At 73.9% G+C, this 12,309-nt stretch carries 13 protein-coding genes and 1 pseudogene; 2 read left to right on the forward strand and 12 right to left on the reverse strand.

What is annotated here, in order from left to right:
• The 9 genes and pseudogenes from PV410_RS44435 to PV410_RS44475 all read right to left on the reverse strand — a co-directional run.
• Window positions 1–295 (reverse strand): annotated as a pseudogene (locus tag PV410_RS44435) (hypothetical protein); the annotation flags it as partial.
• 254 nt (window positions 296–549) lie between these two features.
• Window positions 550–909: a hypothetical protein gene (locus PV410_RS44440; RefSeq protein ID WP_500332368.1), complete on the reverse strand. Its 360-nt coding sequence runs from the start codon at window positions 907–909 to the stop codon at window positions 550–552.
• A 7-nt stretch (window positions 910–916) separates the two neighbouring features.
• A complete protein-coding gene (locus PV410_RS44445) occupies window positions 917–1,546 on the reverse strand; it encodes a DUF1349 domain-containing protein (RefSeq protein ID WP_500332369.1) in 630 nt (209 codons plus the stop codon).
• Between the two features lie 130 nt (window positions 1,547–1,676).
• Complete coding sequence (locus PV410_RS44450; RefSeq protein WP_500332370.1) at window positions 1,677–2,906, reverse strand: PP2C family protein-serine/threonine phosphatase; 1,230 nt, start codon at window positions 2,904–2,906, stop codon at window positions 1,677–1,679.
• Between the two features lie 9 nt (window positions 2,907–2,915).
• Window positions 2,916–3,767 carry a PP2C family protein-serine/threonine phosphatase gene (locus PV410_RS44455; RefSeq protein ID WP_500332371.1) on the reverse strand — a complete coding sequence of 284 codons (852 nt, stop codon included), beginning with the start codon at window positions 3,765–3,767 and terminating at the stop codon, window positions 2,916–2,918.
• 54 nt (window positions 3,768–3,821) lie between these two features.
• Window positions 3,822–4,388, reverse strand: a complete 567-nt coding sequence (locus tag PV410_RS44460) for an NADPH-dependent FMN reductase (RefSeq protein ID WP_500332372.1) — start codon at window positions 4,386–4,388, stop codon at window positions 3,822–3,824.
• 152 nt (window positions 4,389–4,540) lie between these two features.
• Complete coding sequence (locus PV410_RS44465) at window positions 4,541–4,999, reverse strand: ATP-binding protein (protein WP_499509268.1); 459 nt, start codon at window positions 4,997–4,999, stop codon at window positions 4,541–4,543.
• Between the two features lie 104 nt (window positions 5,000–5,103).
• Window positions 5,104–5,535 (reverse strand): response regulator, encoded by a 432-nt coding sequence (locus tag PV410_RS44470; RefSeq protein ID WP_500332378.1) that lies wholly within the window; start codon window positions 5,533–5,535, stop codon window positions 5,104–5,106.
• Entirely contained in the window at window positions 5,535–5,915 is a 381-nt protein-coding gene (locus tag PV410_RS44475) for a hypothetical protein (RefSeq protein ID WP_500332373.1), read from the reverse strand. The genes PV410_RS44470 and PV410_RS44475 overlap by 1 nt, the downstream gene beginning before the upstream one ends.
• A 114-nt stretch (window positions 5,916–6,029) precedes the next feature.
• On the opposite strand from PV410_RS44475, the gene PV410_RS44480 reads away from it, so the two are divergent.
• Both PV410_RS44480 and PV410_RS44485 read left to right on the forward strand, forming a co-directional pair.
• Window positions 6,030–7,727 carry a sensor histidine kinase gene (locus PV410_RS44480; RefSeq protein WP_500332374.1) on the forward strand — a complete coding sequence of 566 codons (1,698 nt, stop codon included), beginning with the start codon at window positions 6,030–6,032 and terminating at the stop codon, window positions 7,725–7,727.
• Window positions 7,724–8,968 (forward strand): PP2C family protein-serine/threonine phosphatase, encoded by a 1,245-nt coding sequence (locus PV410_RS44485; RefSeq protein WP_500332375.1) that lies wholly within the window; start codon window positions 7,724–7,726, stop codon window positions 8,966–8,968. Before PV410_RS44480 ends, PV410_RS44485 begins: the two co-directional genes overlap by 4 nt.
• Here the strand turns inward: PV410_RS44485 and PV410_RS44490 are convergent.
• The 3 genes from PV410_RS44490 to PV410_RS44500 all read right to left on the reverse strand — a co-directional run bounded on the left by PV410_RS44490 (window position 8,933) and on the right by PV410_RS44500 (window position 11,953).
• Window positions 8,933–9,901: a Ppx/GppA phosphatase family protein gene (locus PV410_RS44490; RefSeq protein ID WP_500332376.1), complete on the reverse strand. Its 969-nt coding sequence runs from the start codon at window positions 9,899–9,901 to the stop codon at window positions 8,933–8,935. The two genes, PV410_RS44485 and PV410_RS44490, sit on opposite strands and share 36 nt — an antisense overlap.
• A 295-nt stretch (window positions 9,902–10,196) precedes the next feature.
• Window positions 10,197–11,453 (reverse strand): amidohydrolase, encoded by a 1,257-nt coding sequence (locus tag PV410_RS44495; protein WP_500332379.1) that lies wholly within the window; start codon window positions 11,451–11,453, stop codon window positions 10,197–10,199.
• Window positions 11,454–11,611: 158 nt separating this feature from the next.
• Complete coding sequence (locus tag PV410_RS44500; RefSeq protein ID WP_500332377.1) at window positions 11,612–11,953, reverse strand: hypothetical protein; 342 nt, start codon at window positions 11,951–11,953, stop codon at window positions 11,612–11,614.
• Window positions 11,954–12,309 lie beyond the last annotated feature (356 nt).

Here is a 12,309-nt window from a genome sequence, read left to right on the forward strand (position 1 = left end):
CGCCGTGGTCGTAGCCGCCGCCCCAGCCACCGCCGTAGCCGTGGTCGTAGCCGCCGCCCCAGCCGCCGCCGCGGTCGTAACCGCCGCCGCCGTAACCGCCGCCGCCGTAGCCGCCGCCGCCGTGGCCGCCGCCGCCGCCGTGGCCACCGCCACCGCCACCGCCACCGCCGTGTTCGGCGTAGCTGACTGCTGAGGCTGGTGAGCTCGTCGGTGCCGCGACGGCCGCTGAGGCCGCACCCCCAAGGGCGAGCGCGAGGCCTGCCATTGCGGCGAGGGGCCACTTGGAAATACGCATGAGAACTCTCCTAGCCCGGTCGGTTCCTGGGCGTGGACGAGGTTCAAAGGCCGCTGCGCCGGACGGTAAGAGCGGCGCCCCACCGATCTGCGGGTTGTGAGGTCCCGCAGTCAAGTAGGTGATGTTCGAAATGTTGCCTTTGCCACTATTTGTCCACGCTCCCCACGCTGCGACTGTCAGGTCGTGACGTCAAGGAGCGAGCCTGGTAGTGCCACTACCAGGCTCAGGGGGAGGGGGTGCCGAGGGCGGGGACGTCAGTCGCTCGGCGAGTCGTCGTCGAAGGGCTCGTCACTCCACCGGAACCAGGCCCGGTCGTCCTCGATGTGCAGCAGGAACTCGGCCACGGGCCCCGAGGGCGAGCGCAGCGACACCGCATGCCGGACCTCGTCGTAGGCCGCCTCCCACGCGGCCCAGGGCTCGTCCTCCTCGGCCGGCGCGGTCATCGCCGTCTCCATCAGGGCGAGCTCGCGCGCGAACAGCGGCCGGACCCGGTCGAACGCCGCTGCGGGCTCGAACCGCCCCGACAACCACGGGAAGTCGGCCTCCTCGACCGTGATGTCCCCGACGGGTTCCCCGTCGCTCAGCACCCGCCAGATCCCGCCCACGAACCCCATCGTGTGCTCACCGGCCCTCAGTGGCCTCGGCGCCCGCCTGCTGCGGCTCCTCGTGCAGCGCCGAGTCGGCCGCGCCCCGGGTGAAGCCCGTGAAGGCCACGCGCAGCCCCGCGCGTTCGGGCGAGCAGCAGAAGGGCCCCGCGGTGGCGGCGGCGTCCGGGGACAGCGGCGCCAGCCGGACCAGCCGCCAGGGACCGTCGTCGCGGCGGGCACGGATCGTGAGGGCGTCACCGGAACGGCTGGCGCGCACGGTCACCGCGTGCCCGGCCCAGTCGGGCACCGGCGCGAGCGACCAGTCGGACACCCCGCGGGTGACCACCGCGCCGAGGTGCGGCACGCCGTCGGACATCTCGATCCCGGCCTTGACCCAGTTCTCGGCGTCGACGCGGATCATGAGCCCCGCCTGGTCGTACAGCGTGTCGAAGTCCGCGCGGAAGGTCACCTCCATCGACGTGTCCCCCGGGAAGGCGGTGAGCAGGGCGTGCCCGTCGTCGCGCACGAAGCCGTAACCGGTGGTGCGCCAGAAGTCGCTGCGGTCACGGGTGGTGACGAGCATCCCGGAAACGTCCGCCGTGGCCTCCTGCGGGGTGTTGAGCCACGTGGCCTCGTCCCAGTCGATCGGGCGCTGCTCGTTCATGGACCGTCCTTCCGGTCGGGCGGGCCTCTGGGCAGGGTGCGTCGGGGCCGCCGGTCGCGCGGGCGGCCCCAGCGTAGATCAGCGCTCCGACAGCGGGACACGGCCGGGGGTGACGGGGCGCGAGGGCGGGTCATTCCCGCTCGGGGCCGAAGGGCGGCACCTTCGTGGCGGGACCGGGTTCCGGGCCGCCCGACAGGGCCGAGGGCCGGTCGACCGCCCGTGGCTCGTACGACAGGCCGAGACCCAGCGGCTCCCTCCGTACGGTGATCAACGCCGCGTCGTCGCCGAGTCGGCCCCCGCAGTACAGGAGAAGGTCCTCGCGTACGTGCCGCACCAGGTCCTCCGGGGTCTGTTGACCCGGCCACGACGCGATGCGCTCGGCGAGGGGGTAGAAACGGCCGGAGGCGTCACGGGCCTCGGTGACCCCGTCGGTGTAGAGCAGCAGCATGTCGCCGGGTGCGAAGGGGAAGGTGTCCACGCCCGGGTGCGAGGGCTGCAGCAGCCCCAGGCCGATGGGCGGCGCGGGCTGCGTCGGGTCGAGGGGCGCGAGGCCGTCGGCGGCCAGCCGGTACGGGGACGGGTGGCCGCAGTTGAGGATGCGGACTTCCGGACGGTCGTCGGGGAAGTCGACGAGGATCGCGGTGATGAACGACTCGACCGCCGTGTCCTCCTCCAGGCCGTCGGCGCAGCCCTGCGCCGCCTTCCAGGACACCGTCGCCTCCAGGTGCGCGTACATCGCGGGCAGCGGCGGGGCCCGGTAGGCGACGCTGCGGAACGCCCCGAGCAGCAGTGAGGCGTCGCCGATCGCCGGCAGGCCCTTGCCGCGGACGTCCCCGATGAGCAGCCGGGTGCCGCCGGGCGTGCGCACCGCCGCGTACAGGTCGCCGCCGATCCGGGCCTGGTCCTCGGCGGCCTGGTAGTCGAAGGCGATCCGCAGCGGGCCGATGCGCTCCGGCAGGGGCTGCAGGACGACCTGCTGCGCGGCCTCCGCCACCGAGCGCACCTGTTGCAGCTCGGCCTGGTGCCGTTCGCGCAGCCGGCAGAAGAGCACGGTGAGGGCCGAGACGAGGACGAGCGCGATGATCTCGCTCTGCCGGTACGACGTGGTGATGGTGCCGTCGGCCACCGACACCACGGTGAGCGACGCCACCGCCAGGGCCCCGATGAGGGCGGTGAGCCGGAGCCCGCCGAACGACGCGGTCAGTGCCGGTGCCACCACCAGGAGCGGTCCCAGGTGCCCCTCCGTGGGGATCACCAGGTCGCTGATGACGATCGCCACGATCAGCAGCACCGGGACCGCGATCAGGGCAGGGGTCCGCTCGGCTGACCAGTACGTGCCTGCGCGTGGTGCAAAACGCATATCTCTTGCTTACACCCCTCCCGTCGCCCCCGCCCGTGGCGGGACCTCGGCGGGAACGGGGAGGAGCAGCGCCGTCACGTTGTCGTGCCCGCCGGCGTCGAGCGCGTACCCGACCAACGAGCGCGCGCCGTCCAGAAGCCCGCCGCCGGGGGAGCCGGGTGCGGGAGCCAGCCGGGCCCGCAGCGCCTCCGCGCCGGGGAGGTACCGCCACAGCCCGTCGGTGCACAGCAGGAGACGGCCGGGCACCGCCGGCCGGCTGCTGCGCACCCGCGGTACGGGCTCGCCGTTCCCGGCGCCCAGCCAGCCGGTCAGGACGTCGAGTTCGCCGGTGTCGTCCTCGGTCAGCGCGATGGCCAGCCCCTCGTCCGGCAGCCAGTACGCACGGCTGTCACCGATCCACGCACACCACAGGCCGTCCGGACCGGCGACGCCCGCGACGAAGGTGCAGGCCGGTGCCTCGTCCGGTGCCACGGCGAGTGCCGCGACCGCGCGTCCCGCGCGCCCGGTGGCGTCCTCGAGCGCGACCTCCGGTACGGTCCCCGCCCGCAACGCCGAGGCCAGCGCATCCGAGGCGACCTCGGCCGCGAGCAGGGCCGCCCGCTCGGACCGGGGTGACATGGACACCCCGTCGCACACCACCCCGATCGTCCATGCGCCGGCCGTGGTCACGGCCATCGCGTCGGCGTTCACCTCACGTCGCTTCCCCCGGTCGCTGACGCCCGCCGCGCCGCCCGCGGATACCTCCACCCGCGACCGGAACGCCGCCTGGGCGACACCGCAGTCCCAGCAGTAGCCGTCCGGGGCCACCGTCCCACCGCAGCGTTCGCACGTCGGCGTACCGCCCCCCTGTCGTCCGTCCATGACAGGACCCTACGAGGGGCCGTGCGCTACGGGAGGGGCGGGGCGGGACCGAGGTCAGGACGGCACCTGGCGCAGCGGCTCCAGCGCCTTGGTCCAGGCCAGGACCTCGTCGAGGACGACGCCGAGCTCGCCCGCGCGGCGCGGGCCGGGCTCGAAGCGGCTCATGTCGGCGAAGTCGCGGAAGAGGGAGAGCGCCACCTGGGCACGCACGGTGGCCACCCGCAGCTCGGCCATCACCAGCCGCAGGTGCTCCACCGCGCGGCTGCCGCCGACGCTGCCGTACGCGACGAACCCGGCCGCCTTGTTGTTCCACTCGGCGAAGAGGTAGTCGATGGCGTTCTTGAGCGCCCCCGGGATCGAGTGGTTGTACTCGGCCGTCACGAAGACGTAGCCGTCGAAGGAGCCGATCTTCTCCGCCCACGTGAAGGTGTGCGGCCGGCTGTACTGGCCCAGTGACGGCGGCAGCGGTTCGTCGAGCAGCGGGAGGTCGTAGTCGGCGACGTCCACCAGTTCGTACTCGGCGTCGCCGCGCAGCGTGGCCGTCTCGTACACCCACCGGGCGACGGCCTCGCCGAGGCGCCTGGGGCGTGTGCTGCCGAGGATGATGGCGATCCTGGTCATGGCGTTGCTCCTGGACGGTCCTGGTCCGGTGGCCGGGCGGGGCGCCGGAGACGGCGGACCGGCGCGTGAGGCACCTTCCATGCGCGCCCGCCGGTGAACCCGGCGGGGCCGGCGGTTCACCCGATCGCCGTGACGGCGGGGCGTGCCGCGGCTCAGCGGGTCCGGGGCTCCAGGGAGATGCGGACCGTGATGCGCTTGCCCACCGGCTGCCGCTGCACGTCGTAGCCCTCGCACAGGGCCAGGATGATCTCCAGGCCGTGCTGGCCGATCCGTCCCGGCTCGGCGGCGCGGGCCAGAGGCAGGGTGCTGCTGGTGTCCCACACGGACACCAGCAGCGTCGCCGTGTCGACGTCCACCTCGAGGTCGAGCAGACCGGGGCCCGGAGCGTACTTGCAGGTGTTGGTGATCAGCTCGCTGACGACGAGCTGTGCGGTCTCGACCGTCTCCACCGGTACCGGGACGCCGTGCTCGCCCTGGACGCGGGCGAGGAACCCGCCGGTGAAGCGCCGCGCCGCGGAGATCGCCTCCGAGTCGCCCTCGTGCGCGAATCCGGCGTGGATGCACGGCCAGTCGGCCAGGTGGGCGGGGTGGCCGTCCAGCCTCGGTTCCATGGTGGTGCCTTTCGTACTGCTTCCCGGCCGGCCGCGCTCAGGCGCGGCCAGCCGTCCGTCTACCCCGTTTTCCGCGACTGACGCTCATCCGCTTCCGGTCGCGTTCACTGGCGGGGGAGCTTGGTGACGGTGTCCAGGTAGAAGGCGTCGATGCTGTGCACGGCGCGCTCGAAGTCGTCCAGGTTGACCGGCTTGGTGACGTACGCGTTGGCGTGCTGCCGGTAGGCGCCGGTCACGTCGTCGGGCGCCGCGGAGGTGGTGAGGACGACCACCGGGACCGCGCGCAGTTTCTCGTCGTTCTTGAGGATCGTGAGCAGCTCGTGGCCGTTCATCCGCGGCATGTTGAGGTCGAGGACGATCAGGTCGGGGAGCCGGTTGGCCGGGTCGCGCAGGTACTCCAGCGCCGCGAGGCCGTCCTCGACCTGGGTCAGGTTGCGGGCACCGCGCTCGGCGAGGGCGTCCCCGATCAGCATGGCGTCCGCGGGGTCGTCCTCGACCAGCAGCACATCGTGGGGGCGGGCGGGGGCGATCATCATCATTGGCTCCGGGTCCGGTCGGTGCGCCGCGGGGGACGGTGGGGGGTGTCGCTGGTCACCAGGCCGGGCCAGCGGCGGCGGGCGCCCTGGCGGCTGATGTTGCAGGCGCGGCCGATCTGGGGGTATCCGGCACCTGCGGCGGCCGCCTGCTCGGCCGCCTGGTTCTCCAGGTGCTCGACCGCCTGCTGGAGGAGGCTGAGCATGTACAGGTACGCCAGGGCGTCCCCGCGGGCTTCGGTACCGTCGTCGGTGGCCCCGGGGACGGCGAGCGGGCGCAGGGCACGACGGGCAAGGCTCCGGGCGAGGTCGTCGACCGCGCCGATCGCCAGGGCGGCGAGCTCGTCCTCCGGCAGGCGCGGAGCGAAGTGGGTGCCAGGCATGGCCCCCACCTTAGGACCTGCACAATCGCACGACAACAAGTGTTGTCGGTGGCCGATACAGTGGTTCCGTCCTCGGGCATCCGGCGGCGGCGAGCGAAGCGGAGGGCGCACAGCGTGGCAACGGGCGAGACGATCGTGCAGGCGGCCGGCAGGCCGGAGGCGGCGCGCGTGCCCGATGACGCCTCGGGCCCGGGACGGCTGTCGGCGTGGACCACCCGGCGGTGGCTCCGGGTGGGGGTGAGCCTCGCCCTCGCGGTGCTCGCCGCGCTCGGCGCGCTCGGCATCTGGGCGCTGGACCGCAGCTCGGCCCTGACCGACCAGCTGGTCGACGTGCGCTCCCCGGCCCTGGTGAACTCGGTCCGGCTGGAAGCGGCGCTGGTGAACCAGGAGACCGGTGTCCGCGGTTACGGGCTCAGCGGGCAGCGGGAGTTCCTCGACCCGTACACCCAGGGGCTGGCGGACGAGCGGACCGCCCTCGACCGGCTGCGTCCCCTCGTCCAGGGCGACGCGCGGGCCCGCGCCGACCTTGACGCCGTCGTGGACGCGGCCACCGCCTGGCAGGGGCTGATCGCACGGCCCGTCGCCTCCGCCTCGGCCACGCCGGGGGAGCCCGTGCCGCTCGCCACCGAGCGGGCAGACGAGGGCAGGGCCGCCTTCGACCGGGTCCGCGACGCCCTCGGCTCCCAGCAGGAGCACCTGCGGCAGGCCCGCATCACCGCCGGCACCCAGCTCGACGCCGCCGTGCGGCTGCGCAACGTGGTGTTCACCTCCATCGCCGCCGTCATCGTGCTGCTGGCCGTGCTCGTCTTCGAGGGCCTGCGCCGCGGCATCACCAGGCCCCTGGAGCTGCTGGGCACCGAGGTCCGGCACGTGACGCGGGGCCGCTTCGACCACCCCATCACCGTGAACGGCCCGGCCGACCTGCGCCGGCTCGGCGGGGACGTGGAGGGCATGCGGCGCCGGCTCGCGGAGGAGCTCTCCTTCGCCGAGCGGGCCCGGCAGCTCCTCGACGAGCAGTCCGCCGACCTCAAGCGCTCCAACGCCGAGCTGGAGCAGTTCGCCTACGTCGCCTCGCACGACCTGCAGGAGCCGCTGCGGAAGGTGTCGAGCTTCACCCAGCTCCTGCAGCGCCGCTACGGGGACCAGCTGGACGAGCGGGCCGACCAGTACATCGCGTTCGCCGTCGACGGCGCGAACCGCATGCAGACCCTCATCAACGACCTGCTGGCGTTCTCCCGGGTGGGCCGGGTCCACAACCAGCAGGGCACCGTGGACCTCGAGCGGATCGCCGGCGCGACGGAGGAGGCGCTGAGCGTCGCCCTGGAGGAGTCCGGCGCCGAGATCACCCGCGACTTGCTGCCCACCGTCGTCGGCGACACCACGCAACTGGGCATGCTCTGGCAGAACCTGATCTCCAACGCGGTGAAGTTCCGCCACCCCGACCGGGCACCGCGGATCCACGTCGCGGCCCGGCGCGACGGCGACCTGTGGCGGTTCTCCGTCACCGACAACGGCATCGGCATCGACCCCGAGTTCGCCGAGAAGGTCTTCGTGATCTTCCAGCGGCTGCACACCAAGGACGCCTATCCCGGCAACGGGATCGGGCTGGCCATGTGCAAGAAGATCGTCGAGTTCCACGGCGGCACCATCGGCATCGACCCGGAGTACGGCCCCGGTACCCGCATCGCCTTCACCCTCCCCGCACAGCGGCCCGACCCCGGGCAGGAGTCCGGAACCGCGTCCGGAACCGCGTCCGGAACCGCGTCCGCCGCCGCGGACGACGCCGGAGGCACGGGGGAGCCCCGACCGTGACGACACCCCCCACGCCGCTCAACCCTGTCGCGCACCACCGGATCCTGCTCGTCGAGGACGACGCCGGCGACGCCCTGCTGGTGACCGAGATGCTCGCCGACACCTCGCTGCGGTACACGCTCGTCTGGCACAAGACCCTGGCGGACGCCTGCTTCGAGCTGTCCGCGCGGGCCGCCGACTGCGTCCTGCTCGACCTGCACCTGCCCGACGCAGCGGGCCCCGGTGCCGTCGCCGAGATCCAGCGCGCCGACCCGAACACCGCCGTCATCGTGCTGACGGGCCTGGCCGAGGGGCAGGCCGGTTCCGAGGCCCTGGCCACCGGCGCCCAGGACTACCTCGTCAAGGGCAAGGTCGAACCGGAACTCCTGCAGCGCGCCGTGCGCTACGCCGTCCAGCGCAAGCAGGCCGAACGGGCCGGCGCCGACCTGCAGGCCGGAAGGCTGCGCGCACAGGAGAACGCCCGCCTCGAACGGGGCCTGCTGCCGCAGCCCCTGCTGGCCACCCCCGCCGTCACCGCCACCAGCCGCTACCTCCCCGGGCGGGAGAGCGCCCTGCTGGGCGGCGACTTCCTCGACGTGGTGCAGACCGACGACGGGCGCGTCCACGCCGTGATCGGCGACGTCAGCGGCCACGGCCCCGACGCCGCGGCACTCGGCGTCTGCCTGCGCATCGCCTGGCGCGCGCTGACCCTGGGCGGCCACCGCGGCCCGGAACTCCTGCGCCTGCTGGAGCGCATGCTGGTCGCGGAACGTTCGCACCCCGACCTGTTCACCACGTGCACCCTGCTCACCCTGGACTTCGCCGCGTCCAGGGCCACGGTGCACCTGGCCGGGCATCACGAGCCCCTGCTGACCACCGGCGGCGTCACGCGACCGGTCCAGGCGGCCCACGGCGTCGCCCTCGGCATCGCACCGGGTCTTGACCAGTGGCCCGCCACGGCCTTGGACCTGCCGGAGCGGGGGACCCTGACGCTCTACACCGACGGCCTCATCGAAGGCCATGCCGGCCCCGGCGGTGAGCGGCTCGGCGCGGAGGGGCTGCTGCGCCTGCTGGCCCGCACCTCCGTGACGGCGCCCGACGCGCACCTCGACGCGCTGATCGGGCAGGTCCGTGACCTGGACGGGGAACGCCACACGGACGACCTGGCGGTGCTGCGCCTGGACTGGGGCGCGGCGGGTGACGGCGCGGCCGTGCCCGCCGACGGTTCAGCCGGCGCGGCGGTGAACGGCCGGGGCCACTGACTCCAGGCGCTCCAGGAGCAGTCCCTCGCGCGTGGACCAGGGGCAGATCTCCACGCTGTCCACCCCGCACATCTCCATCAGGGTCTCGGCCACCAGCGCCCCCGCCAGCGACTGGCCCGCGCGGTGCCGTGAGATGCCCGGGAGCTTGGCGCGCCCCGCCGGGCCCTTCGCGGCCAGGACGGGCACGATCTGCCGCACCTGCTTCAGCGTCAGCCGGTCCGGGCCCTCGTCGGAGGTGCCGCGGGCGGCCGCGAGCCGCGCCAGCTGGGTGAACGTCTTGGAGGAGGCCAGCACCCGTCCGTCCCGCGGCGCCCGCGGCAGCGCGTCGCCCAGTTCGCCGACCGACGCGCGTAGACGGTCGCGGACCTCGTGCAGCCGCCGCTTGGAGGTGACGGCGTCCACCAGGTCCCAGCGGCGGTTGACGGCGCGGGCTCCGAGGGGGAGCGAGTGGACCGCGTGCGGCTGCTCTCCGGTGCCGGCCGCGATCTCCAGCGTCCCGCCCCCGATGTCCAGCACCAGCAGCGGCCCACCGTCCCGGCCCGCCCACTCGCGGGCGGCCACGTAGGCCAGCCGGGCCTCCTCCTCGCCCGACAGCACCCGCAGCCGCATGCCCGTGGTCCGTGCGACCTGCGCGATGACCTCGTCGCGGTTCGGCGCGTCCCGGATGACGGAGGTGGCGAAGGCGTACACCGAGGGCAGCGAATGCCCGCCGTCGGCCGCCAGGGTCCGCGCCACCGCGTGCTGGACGCTGCGCACCCCCGACCTGTCGAGCCGTCCCGCCGCGTCGAGCGTCTCGTGCAGCCGCAGCCGCACCTTGCGTGCCAGTACCGGTTCCAGCGGCGAGCCGGCCCGTCGTTCCACGATCGTGAGCAGGGCGCTGTGGCACCCGACGTCGAGCACTCCCGTTCTGCGTACCTTCCTCTGCGTCTTCAAGCCCTACCTCCACCCCTCATCGACACCGCACCCTCCTCATTCCCCGGATCGACGGCTGTGCCTCCCCGGAGACGGGCGGGCGCCGTCCTATTCAGGGCCCCGCGGGCGCGCAAGTCAAGATCCTTTGACGAGATCGTTGCGGAGAGCACCCGATCGGTCACGGCCGCGCCGGTACGGCTCCGGGGGCTGGAGCGGCGAATTCCGCGCAGGTGGCGGCTGGTTGCGCCGTCACGGCGCCGTCACGGCGTTCTCACCGCGTTCTCACCGCGTCCTCACCGCGTCCTCACCGTGCCGGCTACGCCAGCTGCGCCAGTGCGGCCGCCGTCAGCGCGGTCACGCCCGCGGGGACGGCGAGCCGGGGATCGGGACGGAACCCGGGGGAGTGGTTCGGCGGCAGGGCCGCCATCTTGGCCGCGGCGCCCGTACCCGGGGTCCGCGCCCACTGCTCCGGGCCGACGCACCCGAGCATCCAGTAGGCGGTGCGCACCCCGGTCGCGCCGTGCAGACCGGCGCCGGCCGGGCCGTACAGCGGGAAGTCCTCGGTGGCCGTGGACGCGGGCCAGACGGCGACGCGGGCGGCGCCGAGGGTCCGCTCGTGAGCGCCCCGCACGGCGGCCGCGGTGCCGGGGTCGGCAAGCGTGGGCTGCGACTGCGCGAGGACCCGGACGGAGGGTTCGCGCGGGCAGCCGGAGGCCGCGCACTCGGCGGCGACGATGCGGTGCACGGCCGCCGTCACACGCTCCAGCGCCTCGTCGCCGAACGCGCGCACCGAGACCTCCAGCGTGGCCGAGGCGGGCACCACGTTGCCCCGGGTGCCGGCGTGGAGCGAGCCCACCGTCAGCACCACCTGCTCGGCCGGACTGGTCTCCCGCGACACCACGGTCTGCAGCCTCAGCACGATCGCGGCCGCGGCGACCACGGGGTCCACCGCCAGGTGCGGGCTGGCCGCGTGGCCGCCCGAGCCGTGCACGACGACCTCGAGCAGCCGGCTGCCCGCCAGCACCGGTCCGTGCGCGTGGGCGACCATCCCGGCCGGCAGCGGCGCGGTGTGCTGGGCCAGGACGACGTCGGGGACCGGGAAGCGGGTGTACAAGCCGTCCTCCAGCATGGCGCGGGCCCCGTCGAGGGTCTCCTCCGCGGGCTGGCCGACCGTCACCAGCGTGCCCGACCAGTGATCGGTGGCGCCGGCGAGCAGCGCCGCCGTACCGCCGAGGCACGCCAGGTGCAGGTCGTGGCCGCACGCGTGCATGACGGGCACCGGGCGGCCCTCGCCGTCGAGGGCGACGGCCTCGCTGGCGTACGGCAGACCGGTGGCCTCCAGGACCGGCAGCGCGTCCAGTTCGGCGCGCAGCATGACCACCGGGCCCGGGCCGTTGCGGAGCAGCAGGTTGCCGAGCATCGCCGCGGGCGGACCGGAGATCCGCCCCTGCTCCGCCTGCTCGGGGTCGTCCAGGCGCACCGCGCTCCACAGGTCGGCGGCCGCGCCGGGCTCGCCGTTGGCGCCCAGGCGCAGCGCGGCACAGGACCAGCAACCCTGCGTTCCGGCCGTCATGACCGGGCCCACGACCGCCTGGTCGCCGAAGGCCCAGGCGGGCAGCAGGCGCACGCCCTCGGGTACCCCGGCCTCGAGCAGCCGCAGGGCGGTCCCGGGGGCCCCGGTGGTCAGGACCACGTCGTAGCCGGCGAGGTCGTCCCAGCCGTCGTCGCCCGTCACGTCCCACCGGACGACCTCCACGGGGCAGCCCGCGCCCTCCAGCTCCGCCGCCTCGCGCAGCGCCTCGGCGCCGGGAGCGCGAGCGCGGCGCAGCCGTTGCGGACCAGGCTCAGCGCGCACCACCGGGCCACCGGGTCGTCGCCCAGCACGGCGACGCGGGTGTCGCGGAAGCGCCGGAACCGGTTCCCGGCCTCCCCGGCGTAGTGGTCGATGTAGTCGACCTGCGCCGCGAAGCGCTCCGCCACCTCGGGAGCCAGTTCGTCGAGGCCGTCGCTGCCCGGGAGGACCTCGCGGGCGAAGCCCCTGGCGTACCGGGCGCCCACCAGCTCACCCACCATGCCCTGCTGCCGCTCGCCCAGGCCCGCGCAGATCTCCTCGACCCGGTTCGTCCCGTTCAGGTGGGGAACGACCAGCGTGGCGAACCGGTAGGCCGATCTGCCCCGCAGATTGAATCCACCGTGGCATCTACGCGTGTCGACCCGTTGCCGTGAAAAAGTCCGCCGGACTCCTCCGGCCGACTTCGGGCATTGCTCCACGAATGTGCGGAAGTCGGTGCGGAGCGGTGCGGGGAAACACGGCGCTTTCGCGCCTGCGCCCTAGTGTCCTGAGTCGTTGATTCGGTTCAGATATCCGGCGAGGCGTTCGAAGATTTCGTCTGCGGTTTTCGTCCAGACGAAGGGCTTGGGGTCGTCGT

This window comes from Streptomyces sp. PA03-5A (genome assembly GCF_033792725.1).
Classification (GTDB): domain Bacteria; phylum Actinomycetota; class Actinomycetes; order Streptomycetales; family Streptomycetaceae; genus Actinacidiphila.